Annotated in this window: 13 protein-coding genes; 5 read left to right on the top strand and 8 right to left on the bottom strand. The window is 44.7% G+C overall.

From position 1 onward, the window contains the following. Positions 1-207: 207 nt before the first annotated feature. The 6 genes from QUA00_RS29280 to QUA00_RS29305 all read right to left on the bottom strand — a co-directional run bounded on the left by QUA00_RS29280 (position 208) and on the right by QUA00_RS29305 (position 9629). Positions 208-705 (bottom strand): hypothetical protein, encoded by a 498-nt coding sequence (locus QUA00_RS29280; protein ID WP_333143041.1) that lies wholly within the window; start codon positions 703-705, stop codon positions 208-210. A gap of 323 nt (positions 706-1028) precedes the next feature. Continuing rightward, positions 1029-2837, bottom strand: coding sequence for a PAS domain-containing sensor histidine kinase (locus QUA00_RS29285; protein ID WP_333412040.1), 1809 nt, complete (start codon positions 2835-2837; stop codon positions 1029-1031). Between the two features lie 116 nt (positions 2838-2953). Then, positions 2954-6127, bottom strand: a complete 3174-nt coding sequence (locus tag QUA00_RS29290) for an MASE1 domain-containing protein (protein WP_333412041.1) — start codon at positions 6125-6127, stop codon at positions 2954-2956. A 34-nt stretch (positions 6128-6161) separates the two neighbouring features. Next, positions 6162-6425, bottom strand: coding sequence for a hypothetical protein (locus QUA00_RS29295; protein WP_333412042.1), 264 nt, complete (start codon positions 6423-6425; stop codon positions 6162-6164). A gap of 92 nt (positions 6426-6517) precedes the next feature. Further along, positions 6518-8149, bottom strand: coding sequence for a serine/threonine-protein kinase (locus QUA00_RS29300; RefSeq protein ID WP_333143045.1), 1632 nt, complete (start codon positions 8147-8149; stop codon positions 6518-6520). Between the two features lie 250 nt (positions 8150-8399). Further along, complete coding sequence (locus QUA00_RS29305; protein ID WP_333143046.1) at positions 8400-9629, bottom strand: transposase; 1230 nt, start codon at positions 9627-9629, stop codon at positions 8400-8402. A gap of 405 nt (positions 9630-10034) precedes the next feature. On the opposite strand from QUA00_RS29305, the gene pheT reads away from it, so the two are divergent. Further along, positions 10035-12521, top strand: a complete 2487-nt coding sequence (pheT, locus tag QUA00_RS29310; protein ID WP_333412043.1) for a phenylalanine--tRNA ligase subunit beta — start codon at positions 10035-10037, stop codon at positions 12519-12521. 262 nt (positions 12522-12783) lie between these two features. On the opposite strand, the gene QUA00_RS29315 is transcribed toward pheT, so the two are convergent. Continuing rightward, the gene (locus QUA00_RS29315) at positions 12784-13356 is read right to left on the bottom strand and encodes a Uma2 family endonuclease (RefSeq protein WP_333412044.1); all 573 of its coding nucleotides are present in this window, start codon (positions 13354-13356) and stop codon (positions 12784-12786) included. A gap of 160 nt (positions 13357-13516) precedes the next feature. Here QUA00_RS29315 and QUA00_RS29320 point away from each other — a divergent pair, with 160 nt between their 5' ends. The 3 genes from QUA00_RS29320 to QUA00_RS29330 are packed head-to-tail and all read left to right on the top strand — an operon-like array spanning position 13517 to position 20493. After that, a complete protein-coding gene (locus QUA00_RS29320) occupies positions 13517-13786 on the top strand; it encodes a YciI family protein (RefSeq protein ID WP_333107441.1) in 270 nt (89 codons plus the stop codon). 13 nt (positions 13787-13799) lie between these two features. After that, positions 13800-16838 carry a hypothetical protein gene (locus QUA00_RS29325; RefSeq protein ID WP_333412045.1) on the top strand — a complete coding sequence of 1013 codons (3039 nt, stop codon included), beginning with the start codon at positions 13800-13802 and terminating at the stop codon, positions 16836-16838. Beyond that, a complete protein-coding gene (locus tag QUA00_RS29330; RefSeq protein WP_333412046.1) occupies positions 16828-20493 on the top strand; it encodes a helicase-related protein in 3666 nt (1221 codons plus the stop codon). Before QUA00_RS29325 ends, QUA00_RS29330 begins: the two co-directional genes overlap by 11 nt. 220 nt (positions 20494-20713) lie before the next feature. Here the strand turns inward: QUA00_RS29330 and QUA00_RS29335 are convergent, their stop codons facing one another. Beyond that, positions 20714-21643, bottom strand: coding sequence for a metal ABC transporter substrate-binding protein (locus QUA00_RS29335; protein WP_445305772.1), 930 nt, complete (start codon positions 21641-21643; stop codon positions 20714-20716). Positions 21644-21803: 160 nt separating this feature from the next. Between QUA00_RS29335 and QUA00_RS29340 the strand changes: the two genes are divergently transcribed. After that, on the top strand, positions 21804-22055 hold the full coding sequence (locus tag QUA00_RS29340; RefSeq protein ID WP_333412047.1) for a hypothetical protein: 252 nt from the start codon (positions 21804-21806) through the stop codon (positions 22053-22055). Positions 22056-22162 lie beyond the last annotated feature (107 nt).

Raw genomic sequence — 22162 nt, forward strand, 5'->3', positions numbered from 1 at the left:
TAAAATCTAAAATCTAAAATCGATGGGCTGTTGACTGTTAAAAATCTAAAATCTAAAATCTAAAATCTAAAATCGATGGGCTGTTGACTGTTAAAAATCTAAAATCTAAAATCTAAAATCTAAAATCGATCGACTGTTGACTGTTAAAAATCTAAAATCTAAAATCTAAAATCTAAAATCTAAAATCTAAAATCTATGGGCTGATTACTAATTACTGATAAATCTAATTGTCGTCATCCGATTGTATAAATCCGGGGCGGTGCGAATGATTTTTCTCAGAAGCTCATCCGTCACCCAAAAGACGAGGGGAAACGAAAATGTTTTGCTGAATTCGCTGCATAGTAGGTTGGTAGAAACGAGCAATCGATCGATGGGCTGCACTGATTCCAAACCGAGGAGCATTAAAGCTGGAGGCTGTTCCCCGTCTATTTCTGCTGCGATTGTCGTGTAAAGAGTTGTAGCCGATTTGGGCAAAAACAGTTGCCGGGGTTTCACGGGACAATTTACTTGCAGCCGATCGACTATTTGCTGCCGCAAAGCCAGCGAGTTGCAGTTGACTAAAACGAAAGAAAAGTAACCTTGGGAAAGACGGAGCGCCCGAATTAAAGTTGAGAACGACCGCTCGTTATATTTAGCTGAGTCGTACTTAGCTGCATCCTCTTTAGCTGTATTTTCTGAGCTTTTCTCGACAAACATAAATTGCATATTTTTTATCTAGTTTTAGAGGTTTTCTAGATTAAATGATGTTTCTAAAGAAAATGTGAAGATCTGAAATTTATTTTTCTTTTAAAAACATTTTGGTAAATATACCACGGTTTTAAGTTAATATCAATAGTCCGATCGAAATAGTCCGATCTACTGATTTGGCTTGAACCACTCAAAAAGCACCTGCGACGGCACAACACAAGTATAGCCGCAGCAAGAAGGAAGAAGGCAGAAGCATATTTCGCAAGGGTTTCCGCAATTAAGAACGTTCTTAATATATGGCACGATTGCTAGATTTAATGTAATTAAACATACAAAAAAAATCACCGCAAATTCTCAGCCAGCGGCAAAGTAAACCAAAAACTTGCCCCAGCACCGGGAGTACTAATTACCCCTATTTGGCCGCCGTGAGCATTAATAATTTGCCGACAAAGATATAGACCCAAACCCAAACCGACGGAGTGTCGGGATCGATCGCCCCTAGCGTAAAGGTCAAAAAGATGTTCGCACTGTTCCGGCAATATTCCCGCCCCGTCATCTTCCACGGTACAGTAAATCATCCTACTTCCGGGATTGGGGATGGGCGATTGGGGATTGGTAATGGGAGATTGTGGATTGGTAATCGGTAATTTGTCGATGTCTTGTTTTGCTCTCCTTTGATTTATAGTTAATTTTTCAGCCTTGATTACTTGAGCAGAAACTGTTAAATTCAGTCCCGGAAAATTGTGTTTCAAAGCATTAGCTATTAAATTAGATAACACGCGCCACAACTGAGTTTTGTCAGCATTCACGGCTGGCAAATCATCCGGGACTAAATTTTTAAAAGTAGCTTTACCCTCATTCATTAAAGGCTCCAAATCGGTCGCAGCGGCTTCAACTATCGCCCTCAAGTTAACCGATTCGCAGTGCAGAACCAAACCGCGCAATTCCCCGGCGTGAACTTCCAACAGCGAATTTATCAAGCGCAATTGCTGCTCGCTACCTTGAATCATCCGATCCAAAACAGAACGGGGAATTGCGATGGAATCCCCGGTTTTCGTCTGCCAATTTTTCAGCACCATTAACATTCCCGCTACCGGGTTTCGCAAGTCGTGAGAAAGAGCGTGGATAAAGAGCCGCAGCGATTCTTGTGCCTGTTTGCGCTGCGTGATATCCTCAATTAAACCCTCATAATAAAGCACAGCGCCGCTGCTGTCCCGTACCGCCCGCGCCTTCTCAGAAATCCAGACTATACTGCCATCAGAGCGGTAAATTTTAGATTCCAAATCCGATACTGTGCCGCTTTCCTCGATCGATCGCAAAAACTCATTTCTGCGAGCCGGATCGACGTACAACTGCCGCTCAATATCAGTAAACTTTGCCGTCACTTCTTCCGGGGAATCGCAGCCGTAAATCCGCGCCAAAGCTGGATTTGCAGTAATATAACGGCCATCGGGAGTGCTTTGAAAAATCCCCTCGCCCGCATTCTCAAAAATGCTGCGGTACTTCGCCTCCGCCGCCTCCAACTGCTGGTAAGCAGATTCCAACTCACGCCTCGTACTAAACTCTTTCCGTTGCAGACATTCGTACCAATAAACCGACAAATCGCAAATCAAACAAAACCAAAACAAATATAAGTACAACCCGGTCAACTTAAAAGGAGTATACTTAGCAAAACTTAGATTTAAAACCAAATTTATCCCGACGTGGCAAAACAAAACGCCGAGTTGAGAAATCAGGTGGAGACGCCAGCGGACGGGCATCACCGTAGCTTGGATTAGAAACGCTAAACTCCAGGTAAAAATTGGTAATTCCCCGGCTTGTGCGACAGCTAGCCCAAGCTGTACAATCACCGTCAGCGACCACGAAAAACCCAAAAATAGCAAACCGGGATAGCGCTGTCCGAAGGAGGTTTTTTGCAACACAAAACAAGTCAACAAACCCAATTCTACAGCAGCGCTCGTGTACAAATAAACACTTTCAAACTCCTGGCGAGCGAAGAATCTTTCGCCCAGAAAATAGACTGTTATTGTGAAGGCAAAAAAGATGGCAATTCCGACAGCAGGGCGCAGCCGATCTCGGAGGAAGCGATCGCGCCACACCTCGTAAACCGTTAACGCCTGAACTGATTTTGCATTGCCCAAATAGGTCATACCATTTTAGATTATATCAATTCCGGTTGCACCGGAATGACTGTTGACTGTTGACTGTTGACTGTTGACTGTGAGTCGAAAAACTTAGCGGTTGCGCGGATTTTAGATTTTAGATTTTAGATTGACAAAGAGGGCTCGTCCGAGTTGACAGCAGGTAGCGAAAACCAGAAAGTCGAACCACCGCCGGGAGTGCTTTCGACGCCGATCGAGCCGCCGTGAGCTTTGATAATTTGCTTGGACAGGTACAGTCCCAAACCCAGCCCTGTTAATTGTCGGCTATTAGGGTCTTGAACGTAAAGTTCAAACAGAGATTCCCGCTGTTTGGCGCTGATTCCCACTCCATTATCTGTTACAGTACAGCGAACCATTTTTACGGTGACTTCGGGCAATTTGCTGCCGATATTGCCAATTTGACCCTGATAGCGAGGCATTTTGCAACTGCCGTCGAGGTTAAATTTGGCCAGGGTTTCCTGATTTTTCTGGGTGCTCTCGCCCATCCTAGGACGATCGCCCGCAGTAGATATCCCATTAGCGATACAGCGGCCAAGCGGATTATTGGGCGCTCTTAAAGCCTGTGAATTTTCTTCATAACTTAGCGCTGTTTCAACTTCAATTACCTCGGCTTTAAAAGTTATATTGACTCCCGGAGGATTGTGTTTAATAGCATTAGTCAACAGATTTTCTAGCACCCGCTGCAAGTGTTGGCGATCGGCATTGACTTGTGGCAAATCCGCCGGAATATCCTGAGTCAAATTTGCTTGATTTTTTGCCAGAATCGGTTCTAAATCGGCAACAATGGCTGAAGCTAAAGACGGCAAATGCAGCGGTACAGTATTGAGAACAATCCCTTTGACCTCGCTAGCGTGAGCGTCGAGCAGGGCATTAACCATAGTCAACTGGTGTTCGCTGGCCTGAACGATGCGCTGCAAAATCGATCGAGAAACCGGAACATCCTGTAGAGAGTCAGAGGGCGATTTGTTGAGCAAATTTTTCAGCAGTATTAACATTCCCATAACAGGAGTGCGGAGATTGTGAGAAACTGCGTGCAAAAATAGGTCTTTGAGGCGGTTGCTTTCTTGCAACTCGTGCATTTTTTGCTGTAGTTGGTGGGTGCGTTCCTCGACTTGAGATTCCAAATTGGCATTGAGAGCTTTTACCTGCTGCAAAAGTTGGGCTTGCTGGAGAGCGATCGCCACTTGGGTAGCGAGTTTTTCCAACAAATCAATTTCAAATTCCTGCCACTGGCGGGGCCCGGAGCACTGGTTGACGGCCAAGATCCCGAACAATTCATCCCCCAGGAAGATCGGCACATTTAACGTCGCTCTAATTTGATAATCGCTGTACAATTGGGAAATTGGAACGCTCTGTTGAACGCTAGCAGTATCGGAGAGAGCTCGGACGCGGTTGTTAGCATAAAAAGTTTTCTGGCTTTCGAGGTGATTCTCGTCAGCGAGTACCCACCCCAAAAGAGAACGGCATTGGCTTGCCACAGACTCAGCCACAACCTTACCGTACACCGGGCTAGGAAGATTTACCCCGTCCGCGTCCACAATACCGATGAAAGCGCGGTCTGCCTTGAAAAATTGCCGGACTTCGGCAACAGTAGTATTGAGAATTTCTTCGAGGTCGAGGGAGTTGCGAATTCGCAGGGCGATTTCTGAGAGCAAGCGATCGCGATCGGAGGACGCCCGCAAAGCGGTTTCCGCGCGGTGGCGTTCGGTAACGTCTTGGACTGTGGCGGCGATCGCCCCTGACTCAATGGCCGACTGTTCGCAGACAGTACGTTCGGAGCCATCTGCCAGCACAATTCGGTAGTTAATGCAATAGGCTTGGCGTTCAAACATAGCTTGGCGCTGCGATCGCGCCACCAATTCTCGGTCTTCTGGATGTACAGCCTGCAAAAAAACTTCTGGTGTGGGTTTGACAGTTCCCGGAGCAAAACCCAAGAGGCGGTAAAGTTCGTTTGACCACCGCAATTCGATATTGGATATATGATGTTCTGCGGATTCTTCGCAGTTGTCAGTTGCTGTGAGGGCGGCGCAATTTAAATCCCAATTTCCCAACTGAGCGATGCGCTGAGCGTTGGCTAAACTAGCTTCGCGATCGCGCAGCATGGCGGCCGTGCGGCGCACCTCCACCAGCGCTTGCTGGCGTTCTGCTACGGCTGCAGCCAACATCAGAGCCACAAGGGCGATCGTACCGGTAAAAGCTTGTAAAAATAAAACCGCCTGTTTGAGATTATCGCTTTTGGCCAAAAACGGGCCGCCTCCCTGCACTGCTCCCCAAATCGCGATGTAAGAGACGATCGAATAAGCAAAAATCGCTCCCGCCGGTTGAAACCGCAGGGCAGCCCAAACTATTAGAGGAAAAGGCAGATACTCCAGCGGATACTGAGCGATCGCCGCTTGTGTTTTTGAGCAAAAAAATAGCCAGCTAACGCTCAGCAAGAGAGTCAGCCAGAGCGCTATTTCTGAATAATTAATGATTAAAAATAGAAGATTGTAGCGGTTTTCAGGTGCAGGAAATCTCCGGGGATAATTTGTAACTTGTGATTGAGAATTTTGCCATTTAAAAAATGGTTTTAAACTTGAAATAATCCGAGATTGTCTCTCACCTCTTACACCATTATCAAGAACAGGCAAGATGCCTGTTCCACAAGAAAATTCATCTCTTGTGGAACAGGCATCTTGCCTGTTCCTAAACAAGTAATTGAGAATAGTGAAAGCTCTCAGTTTTAGTGGAAATTTAAAAGTGTTAACGACGTGGTTCAAAGTCAGCAGCACGGGCGTTACAATCAAAATTCCCATGCCGTCTCCGAGCCACGTAGTCCACCAGTTGCGAGAGAAATTGCTCCACTGAGTCCAACCAAAAATGCACGTACCCAAGTTGCCGAGGATAGAACCCACAAGAGTAGACCCGATGACAGCGCCCGCTACTAAAGCCAGAACATCTCGCAGTCGATCGAGTTTGGTAGAAAATCCGCTCCAAGTCAGCAAAGCCTCTCCAGCCAGCGCTTGCAGGGTGACGCTAAAGGCCGATGTGGCAATCACAGCCGACGGTATACCGCCGGTAGAGTTTAACAGCACTGAACCGAGGACAATTCCCGGCCACATCCGTCGCCCTTGCAGTAGCAGTGCCGCTAGAGCAATACCGGCGGGCGGCCACACGGGGGAGGGTTCGGCTTTCACCAGTCCCAGCATCGACGCTGCGAGTTTTCCGGTAACAAAGTAGGCCAGCGCCAGGATGCCGGTGTACAGAAGCGTTCGAGTGCGGCGGTTGAGCAGTTTCATGTTTAGGTGCGATCGAATCCTCCATTCCTAGTTTTTAATTTAGGCGGCCGATCGGCGATCGAGCTTCCTCCTGACGACTCACCTGACTGGGGGAGTTGACTGTGGACTGTTGACTGTGGAGTGTTGACTGTTGACTGTTGACTGTTAACTGTGGAGTGTTGACTGTTGACTGTTGACTGTTGACTGTTGACTGTTGACTGTTGACTGTTGACTGTGGACTGTTGACTGTTGACTGTTGACTGTTGACTGTTAACTTATGACAACTGACAACTGACAACTGACAACTGACAACTGACAACTGCCTACTGCCTACTGCCTACTGCCTACTGCCTACTGCCTACTGCCTACTGACAACTGACAACTGACAACTGACAACTGACAACTGACTTATTAAAATCCAAAAGTCCGCTTACCATCCGGCTTAACAGTAAGCCAATTGGTCTTTGCCATTGCCAGTTGTTCCTCAGAAACTGTAGCGTTCGTAAGATTCGCCCCGCACAAATTTGCTCCCCGCAAATTCGCCTTAGTCAAATAAGCCCCCGTCAAGTCAGCACCTCGGAAATCCGCGCCTTCAAAATTGGCAGTGCTGCAATAAGCCTCTGTCAAGTTGGCATCTCGCAAATTCGCCTGAGTTAACCGGGCGTGACCCAAATTCGCCCCCGACAAATCCGTTGCTTGCAAATTTGCCTTCACCAACCTAGCCTGATAAAAATTACTTCCCGCTAACTGCAATTTTTGCAGTTGCAAGCCCGACAGTTCGCAGTCAGCAAAATCGCGCTTGCCTTTAAAATATGCCGCTCGCAAGCTGTTGGTGTCCCACTTAGGAGCAACTTTCGATACCTTTGACGCTGCTAAATTGCCGCTAGAATGTCCAACCGTTCCGAAAGTTCTGCCTGACTCAGCCAGAGTCCGGGAAACTCTGGGCTGCATCCCCGTGTTCCCGGATTGGGTGAAGGAACTTCTACCAGCGCGGGTGTGGTTCGATCGTAAATCTTGATTAATTTTGCTCTGAGGCCGTGACCACGAAGAACCCTCGTCATTAAATATTGTCGGTTCTTCAACTGCACGAGAAGAGCCGTTGAATTGAGTTGCCAAGCCATCGACAAGACTTGGGTCTTCAAATTCGCCAGAGAGAGCTCTGAGGACATCTGCTGCCGATTGGAAGCGGTGGCCAACCATCGGCTTCAGCATTTTTTCGAGGATCCGCGCAAAATTTGGGCTTACCTGAACATGGGGATGCCACACAATTTCGCCGGTTACTCCATCAAAATCTAAATCCTTGGGCGACTTTCCTGTCAGCAAGTACAAGCAAGTCATCCCCACCGCGTAGATGTCGCTGGCAAATATCGGCCGCAGCGCCATTTGTTCCGGGGGAGCAAAACTAAATGTGCCGACTGAAAATTTCGTGTTGGCGCTTTGGTCGGCGGGGTCTAATAATATTGTTTGGCTAACTTGGTCTTTTACCGCTCCGAAGTCAATCAGAACTAAGTGGCCGTCTTGAACTCGGCGAATAATATTTGCCGGTTTGATGTCTCGGTGAATTACTCCTTGGCTGTGGATATATTGCACTACTGGCAGAATTTCTAATAGAAAATTTTTAACATCCGATTCGTTGAAACGGCCTGAGTGCTTGACTTCTTGTTTCAAAGTCGAGCCTTTAACATACTCTTGAACTAAGTAAAATTGCTGTTCGGTTTCAAAATAGTCTAGCAGCCTCGGTACTTGCGGGTGGTCGCCCAGTTGGCCGAGGGTTTTCGCCTCTCGCTTGAATAATTCCCGCGCCATTTCTAAAACTCGCGGCGACGAACTACTGGGTCGCAGTTGCTTGACCACGCAACTCGGTTGACCGGGCAATGAGATGTCTTTTGCCAGAAATGTAGCTCCAAAACCTCCTTGTCCTAACGGTTCAATGACTCGGTAGCGAGCGCGCAGCAATAACCGCGCACCGCACGTCTGACATTGGAGAATAGAGTCAGCAGGGTTTTGAGGATGTGGACAGCCCGGATTTACGCAGTAGCTCATGTTGATTGAGTTTGCCTATGTTGTTCTGATCTTGTCAGCGTCGATCGACGCACAAATTGCCTGTTCCTGCTTCTGGTAGAAATACTGATCTATCATTTGCCGGCGGGCCGTGCGTCCGGTTGCGAATTGGAATTGCACCTAAGTCTATTAGGCCGATATCTTTTCCCTATTTTGATTATCTCGCTGCTGTGAGTTTTTTCGGTAGATTATCCTTGAAGATAGTTTAAAGACTTGGTGACGACTCCCAACCCTAACTCGCGGACGAGTATAGGGTGGGCTTCTCAGCTAATCCTGCATCTGCATCGGAAGCACGCTGAGCTTTAATCACTGTCCGCCCGACAGCAATATTCTTGACATTAATTGCAGCATTCACATCCCTATCTAGTTCAAGACCGCAGACATGGCAACTATGCCATCTGTCGGCAATAGTTTTAGGGATGCGAGTACCACAACTAGAACAATTTTGGGTAGTGCCATTTGGATTCACAGCTATAGCCAATTTGCCAGCACTTTCAGCCTTACAAACCAGAATAGATAGGAATTCACTCCAACCAGCATCTAGGATTGACTTTGCCATCCTAGTTCTAGCCAAACTTTTGACATTCAAATCTTCAAAGCCAATTAGGTCGTATTTGTCTAGTAATCGCTTTGCAGTCTTGCAATGAAAGTCTCTGCGTTGCCTTGCCACTTTTTGATGATGTTTAGCAAGACGTTTAACAGCTTTTCGTCTGCGATTACTGCCTTTCTTTTTGCGAGAGACAGATTTATTTCGCAGTTTTTTATCCTTTTGGGCTTTTCTAGCAAACTGAGGAATGGTTACAGTATCAGCATCACTGGTTATCAAGAAATCCTTGAGTCCCATATCAATACCAACTGCACGATCGAGATTGATATCATAGCGTAGGGTTGGCACGGTGACATCTTGTAAAGTCAAGGTGACATAGTAACCATCCGCAGCTTTGACAATCTGAACAGTTTTGATTTTAAATCCATCGGGAATAGGACGGTGCAAGATAATCTTCACGTCACCAATTTTCGGTAAAGTGATGCGATTACCTTTGATGCAGTCCTGTTTCATCTGGCTATAGGTGAAACTGTGATATCTACCTTTCCCTTTAAATCTTGGCTTGCCAGAACGCTGACCAGTTTTGTCAGCCTTGATATATCGATCAAAAGCTTTTTTAACTTTCTCAACACAATTCTGCAATACCTGAGAATGAATCTGTCTGTACTCAGGAAATAGCTTTTTGGTATTGAGTAAGTCTCGCTTTTGCCAGTAATAATCTGGCTGTTCGAGTATGGGAGCAATACTGCATGATACCAGAGAGCATGAATCGAGAGGGCAACGAGTGGACTCATACCAGTTAAAACGCTCTGACAGCCTATAGTTATACTGCATCCGCAACAAATTAAGCCACTCATCAAATTGATTGGCTTGCCATGAGTTAGGACGTAATTTGTATTTATATGCTGTAATCATGCCATAATTATACCATGCTTGAAAGTTAGTCTTGAAATAAAAAATAATTGTCCATCTACGGGGCCTCGAACCCCCTTGATGGGCGGGCTTTTATCCCGCCACTCATCCTCGATCGGATAGAGTGCGGAGATGAAAGCTATTGAGCTAAATTTAGATGCTCTTTGTCCTGTCAGATACTTCTAGCATACCTCATTCTATTTTGAGAATGTTACTAATTTGTCACCAATTAGTGACCTTTGGACTCATCGCTCGTTTTTGCGTCAATCACAAAAATGTGTTGACAAAAATAAACTAATGTGGTATGAGTGTCCGATAATTTATGCTGAGGCTACACAGTCGAAGTTCGCCGGGGCGGACAACGGACAACTAACTACTGACAACTAACTACTGACTACTGACTAAATTATGCGTATTTCTCTAAACTGGCTCCGGGAATTGGTGGATGTGGCGATATCGCCGGAAGAATTAGCCGAAACCCTGACAATGGCAGGCTTTGAAGTTGAAGAAATCGAAGACCGCCGCCCTTGGGCAAGCGGCGTAGTTTTGGGCAAAATCATCGCCTGCGAACAGCATCCGAATGCAGACAAATTGAGAGTTTGTCAAGTGGATGTGGGTTCTTCAGAAGCTCTGAATATTGTTTGCGGCGCACCCAACGCTAGGGCAGACATTTACGTGCCTGTCGCTGTTGTCGGAACTTTTTTATCGACTATTGATTTAAAGATTAAACCTGCTAAATTGCGGGGCGTTCCTTCCGAAGGAATGATTTGCTCTCTGGCAGAATTGGGACTGGCGAAAGAGTCAGCCGGCATTCACATTTTTGACTTAGAAAATCCCGAATTGGGCAGCGATATTCGCCCACTTTTGGGTTTAGATGACGTAATTTTAGACTTGACAGCAACTGCCAACCGTGCTGACGCTTTGAGCATGGTGGGTGTAGCGCGAGAAGTGGCGGCGCTGACTGGGGCGAGTTTGAGAATTCCCGAAGCGAATGGTGTGGTGATTGAGGGCAAAGAAAGTCCTGGTTTGGCAGTAGAAATATCCCAAGCGCAAGGATGCCCGATTTACATCGGCACGGCAATTGAAGGTGTGAAAATTGCTGCTTCTCCAGCTTGGTTGCAGCAGCGGTTGCAGGCGGCGGGAGTGCGGCCAATTAATAATGTGGTTGACGTAACTAATTACATTTTGCTGGAATGGGGCCAGCCGCTGCACGCTTTCGATCGCGATCGCCTACAATCTTTCACGGGTACTCAAGATATCAGCATCGGCGTCCGCTTTGCCAAAACAGGGGAATCCTTCAAAACTTTGGACGGACAAAACCGCAATTTGCAAGCTCAAAATCTGTTAATTACTGCTAGCGACAAACCCGTTGCCTTAGCTGGAGTAATGGGCGGCGAAGATACGGAAGTTCACGAAGGAACGCAAAATTTAGTTTTGGAAGCAGCGATTTTTGACCAGGCAACGATTCGCCGTTCTGCGCGCGCTCAAGGCCTGCGGAGCGAGGCATCGATCCGCTACGAACGGGGGGTGAATCAGGCGGCTTTGACGACAGCTTGCAACCGCGCTGTAGCTCTAATTTTGGAGTTGGCTGGAGGCACTGCGACGGTGCAGAAAACGGCGAGTTCGGGCGATGATTTGAGTTTTTCGCGATCGCTCGAATTGCGTTTAGACCGAGTAAATCTGGTTTTAGGGCAGTTGAAAAGAGGACAAACGGGCGGTTCTAAATATTTGGAACCGGAAGAGGTGAAAAATATTCTGACAGCTTTGGGCTGCGAAGTTGTGCAGACGGAAAAAGAACGGGTGTTTGCGATAACTGTTCCTCCTTACCGCTACCGCGATTTAGAAAGGGAAATTGACTTAATTGAAGAAGTTGCCAGACTCCACGGTTATGACAATTTCTGCGATACTTTGCCCAGCAAAACGGAACCCGGTTATTTGTCGGCGGAATACGCGGCAATTCGGAATGTGCGATCGGCTTTTCGGGCGGCCGGGTTGACGGAGTTGATGCACTATTCTTTGGTGAAAACAGAGGGAGACAATCAAGTAGTGCTGGCGAATCCGCTGTTTGTGGAGTATTCAGCTTTGCGGACAGAAATGCTGTCGGGTTTGATTGATGCTTTCCAGTACAATTTGGAACAGGGAAATGGCGCACTAAACGGTTTTGAAGTCGGCCGCATTTTCTGGAAAGATGGGGATGCAATGAACGAAGCCGATGCAGTTGCGGGGATTATCGGCGGCGATCCGACTGTGTGGAAATGGCAGCAGGGAGGGCGCGATCGACCTTTGACTTGGTTTGAGGCCAAGGGGGTTTTGGAAAGCGCATTTCAAGAGTTGGGTTTGTCGGTGGAATATCGACAAGATGATGGTAAACAGGATGTTTATCCTATTAGTGGCGGGCAAGATGCCCGCCCCACAAGGCTGCATCCTGGCCGCACCGCTGCGTTATCGTTAAACGGGAAACATTTAGGAATTTTCGCACAGTTGCACCCGCAATTGCAGCAAGAAAAGGATTTGCCTGAGCAGGTTTACGTGTTTCAATTAGATTTAGCGGTGCTGTTGGGTGAATTAGGGCGATCGAACAACTTAACTCGCAAGTTCGCGGGTTATTCGAGTTTCCCCGCTTCTGACAGAGACATTGCATTTTTTGCACCGATTGAAGTTCCGGTTGTTGAGATGCAGAGTGCGATGAAAAAGGCGGCCGGTAGTTTGCTGGATTCAGTGGAACTGTTCGACGAATATCGGGGCGACAACGTGCCGGCGGGACAGCGGAGTTTGGCTTTTCGGTTAATTTACCGCGCGGGCGATCGAACTTTGAGCGAAACCGATGTCGAACCGGCCCAACAAAAAGTTCGCGATGTTTTAGTTGAGAAGTTCGGCGTTAGTTTGAGAAGCTAAAATAGGCCGCTACTCAGCAATGGAAACCGCCAGGGAATGAATTCCCTGGCTCAAAGCTAAAGTCCTCTTAAGAGGACTAATAAGATTTAGGGATTACAAGGTAAATTTGCCATTTTGAGCAAAGCGAAGAATCTCAAATTCTTGCAATAAAACCGTCTCAAGTGCATAATTGGTAACTAATGAACTCTTCAGTCTTCATAGCGAGGACTTCAGCTTTGATGCGGGGGTTTCAACCCCTGCAGGGCTCAATTTTTAACGTTAATTAAATTGACACCAACGGCCGCAACATCTCCCCAACCATAAAAGAAAAATCAGGAAATTGCAAAGGAGAAATACTCGCATCATCCTCAAGAACTACTATACTCTGATAGCCATCCTGACTCGGTTCTCTAAATACGTGAAGTTGCCGATTATTAACATCCAAAACCCAATAATCAGCAATTCCTGACTGAGCATAAATAGTCGCTTTTATCCCCAAATCTGTTCTCAGGGTTCTATCAGCAACTTCAATAATCAGATAAATTTCAGACGGAGTTGGATGGTGGTCTTCATAGTAAAGCGGATCGGGTACGACCACAGCAATATCGGGTTCAGGTTCCGAGAAATCATTTAACCGAACAGGATCTTGCAGCCGCACCAAAACTCGCTCTCCCAAACGGTTTTCCAGTAACTTCTCTGTACGTGTCACCGCTGCACTGTGTGCTGTTCCTTTTGCAGCCATCTTTACTATCTGTCCTCCCAGTAATTCGACTCGTTCATCTGCGTCAAAAATCCCAATTTCCGCCATTCGGTGATATTCTTCAACCGTCAACAAACGAATGTCTAATAAAGTCATAGCCATCTTCTCCTATCTAACACTCATCTCTCTTTCCCCTCTTCCTCTGCGCCCTCTGCGCTCTCTGCGGTTCATTAATCTTCTTCTTAAAATTTTAGTTAAAACGTCTTACTCTTATTGTACAATAACTTTTAAACAAATTCATCTAAGGCTCAAAACCGTGACAAAATATGTGATGTGGGGAAGTTACTGCGAAGACGTTCTCGAAAAACGCGAGCCGTTTCGAGACGCTCATTTAGCCGGATTGGCTAAGCAGAAGGAATCGGGTGTATTAAGTACGATCGGGCCCACGAAAGATTTAACAAAAGTTTTTGCTATTTACGAAGCCGAAGATGAGGCGGCCGTGCGACAATTGGTGGAAGCCGATCCTTATTGGGTAAATGGGGTTTGGACTGAGTACGATGTGAAAGAGTGGATTCAAGCTTTTTGAAGGGGTGAACAGGGTGAACATCTTAAGATTGGATGACAGCGATTTAGTTCCAGTTGACTATGGCGATTTGCTGGACAAGATTTTAGAAGTTTTGCAATCTAAAAACCCGTTTAGCGTATCTGAAGACAACAGCCGCTTGCTAATTGATATTGACACCATTGCTGCGGATGTTGCCAACAAGCGAGTGCGGCAACCCCTGGGTTCTGGGGAACGTCAAGCACATTCTGCTACTGTTAACTTACCGCCGGAAATTGAGGAGCGTTTTGGCAGTCAAGTTAGACAGATTCAACAGTGTTTGCGGCAGCAATTAGAATTTAAACTGCCACAAAATACTTCTATTGAAAGGTTTGTCGCTAGTTTGATTAGTCCATTAGACTCACCCTCTTTTCTGGGAAGAGGCCAAGAGTTAGGCTTTAAATACGATTTTGGCACCCGCCACCCTTCTTTAGAAAAAGAAAGGCTAACTTTGGAAAGCCGAGGTACTGGAAGCCATGCAGCTTTAAAATTGCATAAATTGACCGTTACCGTCCGAAATACAGATATTTTTGAACAAGAGCTCAAGCAGGGTTTGCAAAACTATATCAATGAAAATGCCGAGACTAGCAGTGAGAAAGAAGACCTTAACCACCGTCTTGATGAGATGGTTAAAAATACTGACTCGGATTTTCACAAATTAATCCGACTGGTAGACAAAGAAACTCTCGGCAAAATTCAAAAAGAAGCTAAGATTACTTACTTAGAGTATCTGCTCGAACACATCCGCGCAAGCAGCACAGATACTGTAGGCATCATCTATTTAGAAGACTTAATTCGCCGCCTCAGATTGATAGAAGAATACATCAACGACCCAACTAAATCCGATGGCGAGTACGAAGTTAATTATGCTGGTGTTCGAGTTAATTATCGCGAGATATTTGCCCGTTCGGAATTTTTAGATACACTGCCAATTATTCCTATTGTATCAGGTTACTTGGGAGAAAGTACGGACAATTATCGTAACGAGCGTAAGTTTATCTTTGGCCTCAAAATCAAATTTGATAACTCAGTTCAAGCGCGCGGTGGAAAAGATGTATTTGAGTATTATCTGAACCTGCTAAATCCCGACAGTGAAGAACATCAAGCAGAATTTGATGAGGATTCTAATCCCGAAACCTTCGTCCGCAAACTCTTAAAAATAGCATTGCTCTACTATTTTGTGCTGGCTTCCCGCAATGACCCACTAGCACAAAATTACGACCCGGAATCTGAACTAAATCATCAGCCTAGAGCCCTATTTGAACAAAGAGTCTTGCCCGTTTTGCAAAGTTCTAACGATGAGCAAAAAAAAGAGCTTTTTCGCAACTTTATTAAAGGGCTTAATCAGTTTAACATAAAACACAAAATTACGCATCTGAGAAGAATGCTAAAAGGCTTTCTGGAGCGTCAAACAATTTTACCAACCCGCACAGAAACGCGACACGTAAACCTCAAAATAGGTCTGGTAGAAGATATTGACAATATTTTGACGAATGGTAAATTTTTTAATGACATTATGGAGCGAAATTACAAGCAAACGCTTCATTATATTACCGTCAAAGAACCTAGTGTCGATGAAAAATCTATTTGTCAGCTACCCGTCAATATCAGCATCGAAGATGTCCGGTATTTCCCAACTGATGAACGCCAAAATTTTAGCATGGAATACAATATCAAAGGTGTCGATGTTTTGCCTGTACTTTCTGCACCTAAAGCCCCTCGCTCTAGAGAAATCTACGAAAAACATTTTCAGACAAAATTAGTTGTGTTTCCCTATGACGATAGACGACTAGACTGCGGCGGTAAAGGTTTACAACCTGCAGCAATTTTTGTGTATAAGTTTACCATGTTGCTGCTGTCCTATATCTGTCTGAGGATATTGCTCGAAAGTGCTGCGGACAACTTGTTTATTCCGATGGTGAGGCTCCACGAAGGCGACCACAATCACCCTTCGGCGTCAGAAGTGTTTATGGCTAACCTTTCTAAAACATTGTCTCATATTTTAAGTGAAAAACAACGCTCAACTTCTCAAGGATTTCGGATTAGAAAAACGCCCAATGGTTACACCATTCGTAACGGTTTGAGTTCCTTGTATTCAATCCTTCCTAAAAAGTTTCGATTCGATGATAATGTACAGCTAGCCCCTGAGTTGGATAAATTGGCAATTATTGTCGTTTCCAGCCGGGATAGTGATGCGAAAAGAAGCAATCAAAACCGCTTCCAAAGACAAGCCTGCTTAATCGGAGAAATTGTCGGAATCAATCGTCTAGATGACAGTACAATTCAAGTCGAAATGCTGAAAACACTTTCCGAGAATTACAGTGTCAGCCGTCTTTATTCTGAGCCGTTAATCCTTGAAGATGCAATGAGTCAGCTTTATCAGCAAGGATATCGGAATTTCGCATATATTTCGCAAGCACCTTACATGAGTACGCTGCATATTACTCAGACTGAGGAAGATGAGGAATTGTCTTTCATGTCAAAAAAATTGCTCCGAACTTTGAAGGGAGAGAGGCGGGATATCAAAATTTATCCGATATTCTTTGATAAATACTATGTCCGCAGTTTCCTAGGCGATAGGGGAAAATCCTTTTACATTCAGGATGCAATGGAGCTTGAAAGCTTGTTTGCAGATACCAGTCAGCAAGCTGTGATGTTTTTCAACTTGTTTAACGGAATTAGAGTCAGGGAGGAAAAAAACTTTTATAACGGTGTCATTTCCTACTCGACTCTGTTGAATATCTATCAAGGTATCCTAGACGATCAAGATATTCGTGAAGGTTTGATTTATGATGGTGTAATCAAAAATACTTTGCTACATTATCTAACAATATTCCACTTTTCTCGGTATGAAGCTCGTCACAATATTAGTTTAAAACTTGACCCCTACGAGCGAATTATTGGCGATGAATCGGTGGGTGCTTTGTCTGTATTTAGTCATGCTGGCGGTAGTGCGGATTTTAATTCCCTGGCATTTTTGAATAAGGTAAGAGAAGTCTTGAATGTGGATGAGGGAGGTATTAATAATGATTGGTGAAGATTTTGGACGGCTGTTTGAGGTGGGATTTAATATTGGGATTCTGGCGTATATTCAGCGTGAAAATATAGCTCACAATTTCGGAGATTCCTACCGTCTCGATTTGCAGAAACTAGAATTGCCAAAGATGATGGCGGAAATAACTAGGGAAGCTAATCTCCTCGGTAGTTTGGATGCTAAAATTGTTGAGAAGTGGAGTCTATTTTTTGTCCAAAAAGGCTTTATTGGTGGGTTGAATTTCTTCCGGGAGTACCTCACATCTACGGGCTGGACTTTAAGGCTATCGCAAATCTCGTATTTTCAGTGCAGTTTGAGTTGTGCTAACAGTATTAGAACCCATAATGACGATGAGACAGAAGTTTTTAAAGCGTTTAAGAAGGTATTATCTCAGTTTGAAACAGCGCAACCCAATTTCTCAGACGATGAGATTAACTCCTACATCCGCCGCTACAAGAAAAAAGGCGAGTTTTTGCAAGCTGATACCCTGATTTTGTTGCAAAATGGTAAGGATTTTAGAATTCTGTGCGTTGATTTGTCTGTGTTTACTCCTCCGTTGACTTCGGAAAAAGTCGATAATCTCAACGAAATAGAGGTGATGCGGAAGTCTTTGCTCAGAGAAATTAGCTATTTGCGATCGAAAAGTGTTTTTTCTAATCTGCGAATCGATACTAGCACTTTAGGTATTGACTTTTCGGAGGGTTTAAACCGCTATTTTACGGCTTTTAAGTATAAGGATAAGGAAAGCGCTAAGTTGATTCAGGCTGGTAGCTACACTCACAGCTTCTACGGTTTTCTGCAAACGACTGGTATGATTCCTGATGGTGCTGAGGTGTTGTTGAATGTTGTCGGTTATAGCGATCGCACAATTAGCGCAATTTCCCTCCGCAGTGATAAAATTGACATCTTGGCGAATTGTGCCAAAATCTACCAGCAGGAAGCGAAAAATAAAGAGATTAACGATGCTCGCGGCGATGTTTTAGATACGATTCAACTCAACGCAGCTCGCAGTTTTCAAAATGGCAAAAAGTTTGTCAGCGATTTGTTGACGATTGGCAAAAGTTCTACACCTGTACGTAATACAGAGCGGATCGATAATTTTGTTAATTCCATAGATATTATATCAGATAAACTGGCCGATGATTTGCAAATCGATCGTGGATTACATCTGAGAAATGCTCACGCTCAATTGATTGTCAAAGCACTGCAATCTGATGAAACTTATATCTTTTTGACGGGGAATCCGGGAATTGGGAAAACAACTGCGATCGCAGATTTCCTCAAAACCCATATAAACGACGGTTTCTTGTTCTTTTACGTCAGTCCCCGCAAGCAAGTCAACTTAGATATCATCGATAAATTTCGAGACACAAAGACTGGTTTGCTGTGCGACAATCGCTTATTTTGCATTAACTCAAGTTCCGATACTATAGACAGCAATTTTGGACAATGTACCGTCAACTACGTCGCAAATAATCATCACGAAAATTTTCAACAAAAAAGTGTCCACTTCATCAACAACAGGGCCGAAATGCAGCGGAAGGAATATCACCAGCCGCAACTTGAAAGGAAGGGAGAAACAGTAATCAAACCTAGGATAGGCAAAAAGCATGGAGTGCTAAATAGCGTTTGTGAGGGAATATATTCGCTCATCAATCGTAAAACATCGAACAATATCGTGGCTACCGTTTCCATTCAGTCTTTAAAGGTGACAGAAACCGGAAAAAATACTCTCCAGCATTTAGAGAAAATATTTCAAGATGCTTACAACAAGGGGGAAAAAGCAGTCATTTCTCCTAAAATACAAGAAATCTCCAGCCGCATCAAACACATTTTCATTATGATCGATGAAATTACTGGAGATGACGGCGGCGTTGAGTTTTTGCATGGAATTGGTAGGCTGCTTAACAAATATGACTTGCACAAGCCAAAACACGGTTTTAATACTAAAATTATTGTAGCCGATGCTTCGATTGTTGACCCGGATGTGATTAAACAACACCTCGATGATACCTCGCCGGAACCGGATAAAATCTATTTCAAAAAGCTCCCAAAAACTTCAGAGGAAATCCCGCCTTTACAAGTTATTCCTTTTGAATTTAAACGATTAGCTGCTAAACTTATCAATACGAATTCCTATCCCGCTAGCAGTTTAGAGATAACTTACAAGGTGTTTGTAGAAGCTGTTAAATTCACTGAAGATATTTCTTTAAAACTAACTTATGATTTGGTAAAACGGGTACAGTCTCAAATAATTGAGGATATCAATCAGCGGTTAGCAATACCGGGAGTTGAACAAATTATCGTCTACATTCAGGATAAGCGAAGATTGGCGGAGTTGATTGATAAAATCCAAAATGAGCGAGAATTTAATCGCTATACCGATTATCTGGAAGTCCACGCGAATATCTCGGAAGAGGAGAAGGAGCAAATACAAAAGTGCAAAAATACAGCTAAAGTAATTTTTATGACTGCATCGGGAAGTCGTGGACTTTCTTTCCCGAAAACTAAGCATATTTTAGTGGATATTCCCCGCTTCCAAATTGAGAAAAATCTGATGGAAATCATACAGGTGATTTATCGGGGACGCGGAGAATATGATAACGGTAAAACCCTTGATGGTGAAGACAAAGAATTGGTTTTTTATCTGTCTGATACAGCAGTTTATTACGCTGATGATGCGGAACTTTCTTTACAAGAAAGCAAGTTGAGTTTGTTGAATTTACTGCTAATTCTGAAGACTGCGGTGATGACGCGGATTGTGGGATATGGATATTTAGGTAGGGAAAAGTTTTTGATGATTCCCATCGGCGGTAAGTCGGTTTCCGCAGTCGGGGATACTTTTAGCAGCAAAATGGCGGCTCTAATTAAGACATTAAAGAGCGAGAGCCAGCGAGGAAATATGTTGTTTAAGGAGGTTTATACGAGCCTGGAACAGCTTTTGAGTCGCGGGGAGTTTGTTTTGACGAATTCTGATAACTCGCGTCAAAAGGGCAACTCTTACCTGGAAATGCGGGATGATTTTAATCGTAAATTTTTGGAGAAGTGCAATCCTCTTGATGGTTTGTTGAGCTATGATAATTTAGAACTCGGTCATGTTTGCGGTAGTTTGTTGATCGTACCTCTAGCCGATCGCACTTTGGTAGAAACATACCAGATGCGGCTTCATCGAGAAATTAAGGAATGTCTAGAGAAGAAGTTGCTGCCCAAAATGCGTCAAATTAGGGATAGCGATTCGTCCCCGGAGAATGTAATATCGGCGATAAGAGGAGGTGCGATCGAGCTTTTGCAATTTCTCAACAGCGAAGTCGAGAAAACTCAGTATTTTGAAGAGCAGAGTCAGCAGTTCGATCGCTATTATGCCATACCGCTGTTTGCCTTCGTTAGCGGGGAGGAAATGCAGGAGTATTTTGCTGACAGCCAACTGGAAGAACCGGAAGATAGGCGGTTTCGGGATATTTTGTCGGCTTATGTGCGATCGATCTACCCTGTAGATAGTGTAATGCCGATCGGGCACAAGTATCAAGACTTTCCATTTATCGTGTTTAGAAGCTACAGTTTAGAGCAAAGTCGAGAAAAGATTTTTACAGATAAATATCTTTTAAGTTCCAACGAATTGAACGTGCTCAATTTAATTTTGTCGAAGCAGGTAAACTGAAACTTGTAGGTGCGTCAGACTATTTTAGATTTTAGATTTTAGATTTTAGATTGGGAATCAAGGATGACCGAAAGCATCAGGATACAAGCCCCCGGATTCATCCGTCCAGAAATAGAAAACCTCTATTCGATAAACACGCCCCCCAATTTATCCGTGGGGTCAAGGCTTCAATCTAAAATCTAAAATCTAAAATCTAAAATCGATTGACGCACCCTACTTGCTACTTGCTAACTTCAAACGGCGTGTATTTCCCCCCCAAAGCTTCGACGATGGCGCGAGTATTAGCCGACATCATTTTCACATAAGAATCGCCCTCGCTTCCGGGCGCCCCAATCGAATCGGAATAAAGTTGCTGCGCCGCCAATTTCACCCCCGCTTCCTCCGCCACTGTTCTAATCAGTTGCGGGTTAATTGTAGTCTCAGCAAAAATAGCAGGAACTCCCGCAGCTTTCACCGATTCTACTAACTTTTGCACCGTTTGAGCGCTCGGCTGTTCCTCCGTACTAATCCCGATCAAACTGCCAGCACTTCCCAGTCCGTAGGCGCGGCTGTAATATTGAAAAGCATCGTGGGTTGTTACTAATTCGCGCTTATTTTCGGGAATAGTTTTAATCTCTTGTTCGATCCAACTATCCAAACGTTTTAACTCTTCAGTAAGTTTCACAGCATTCTGCGTAAACTTCTCCCGATCTTCCGGCGACAGTTCGATTAGCGCATCCCGAATCGCTTCCACCATTTGAACGACATTTTCTACATTTCCCCAAACGTGCGGATCTGGTACAGTATTGCCTTGTTTATTCAATAGCAAAGGCTTGACAACTTCCCCCACTGCTAATTTCCGCGCCTTAATTCCGGCGGCATTCATCATCCTAATTAATCCCGGTTCCAAATTGTAACCGTTATACAAAATTAAGTTAGCTTCTTCTAAAGCTTGAGAATCTTTTGGCACCGGTTCGTAAACGTGAGGATCGGTTCCCGGCTGCAAAATTCCTGTTAGCTGAACTTCGCCTCCCGCTACTCGATCGGTCAAATCCTCAATAATTGTGCTGGTAGCAACTACCTTGGGTTTAGCATCTGCCTCTGGAGAGAGGCTATTGGTCTGGGTTTGAGCGCAACTAAATAAACCCACAGTCAAAATGCCGCAAGCAATAGTTCTAATCCAAAATGCCTTGGACTTGTCCCATCCAGGGGCGGCGGTTTCAATCCCCGACTCACCGCTAAACTCTCCTTTATCGGATTGCTTCACAATTGCCGTCGGTTTTAATTCACATCTGACACCCTTCTCAATTACTTGCTTAGGAACAGGCAAGATGCCTGTTCCACAAGAAAACTCACTCTTTGTGGAACGGGCATCTTGCCCGTTCTGGGCGGGCAGGATGCCCACCCCACAAGAAAACTCACTCTTTGTGGAACAGGCATCTTGCCCGTTCTGGGCGGGCAGGATGCCCACCCCACAAGAAAACTCACTCTTTGTGGAACAGGCATCTTGCCTGTTATTGAGAAGGGTGGAAGATATCAGTTTTAACCGACTTGAGATTTTCGCCGCCAAACCTATGGTTTGAGGGGTTTCGAGCTTGCACTGTCCCATTATCTACCTCTCGTGCGTTCCAGATTATTCCTATTTACCGATGATTTCATATTCTTTTCATTTTTACAGTAAACTTAATAA

It is taken from the genome of Microcoleus sp. T2B6, assembly GCF_036700475.1.
Taxonomy (GTDB): domain Bacteria; phylum Cyanobacteriota; class Cyanobacteriia; order Cyanobacteriales; family Microcoleaceae; genus Microcoleus.

Excerpts from the sequence above, each read along its gene's own strand:
- QUA00_RS29315 (WP_333412044.1), bottom strand. The coding sequence starts at position 13,356 with ATGACTTTATTAGACATTCGTTTGTTGACGGTTGAAGAATATCACCGA.
- QUA00_RS29305 (WP_333143046.1), bottom strand. The coding sequence starts at position 9,629 with ATGATTACAGCATATAAATACAAATTACGTCCTAACTCATGGCAAGCC.
- QUA00_RS29290 (WP_333412041.1), bottom strand. The coding sequence starts at position 6,127 with ATGAAACTGCTCAACCGCCGCACTCGAACGCTTCTGTACACCGGCATC.
- pheT (WP_333412043.1), top strand. The coding sequence starts at position 10,035 with ATGCGTATTTCTCTAAACTGGCTCCGGGAATTGGTGGATGTGGCGATA.
- QUA00_RS29340 (WP_333412047.1), top strand. The coding sequence starts at position 21,804 with ATGCCTGTTCCACAAGAAAACTCACTCTTTGTGGAACGGGCATCTTGC.
- QUA00_RS29300 (WP_333143045.1), bottom strand. The coding sequence starts at position 8,149 with ATGAGCTACTGCGTAAATCCGGGCTGTCCACATCCTCAAAACCCTGCT.
- QUA00_RS29330 (WP_333412046.1), top strand. The coding sequence starts at position 16,828 with ATGATTGGTGAAGATTTTGGACGGCTGTTTGAGGTGGGATTTAATATT.
- QUA00_RS29285 (WP_333412040.1), bottom strand. The coding sequence starts at position 2,837 with ATGACCTATTTGGGCAATGCAAAATCAGTTCAGGCGTTAACGGTTTAC.
- QUA00_RS29280 (WP_333143041.1), bottom strand. The coding sequence starts at position 705 with ATGCAATTTATGTTTGTCGAGAAAAGCTCAGAAAATACAGCTAAAGAG.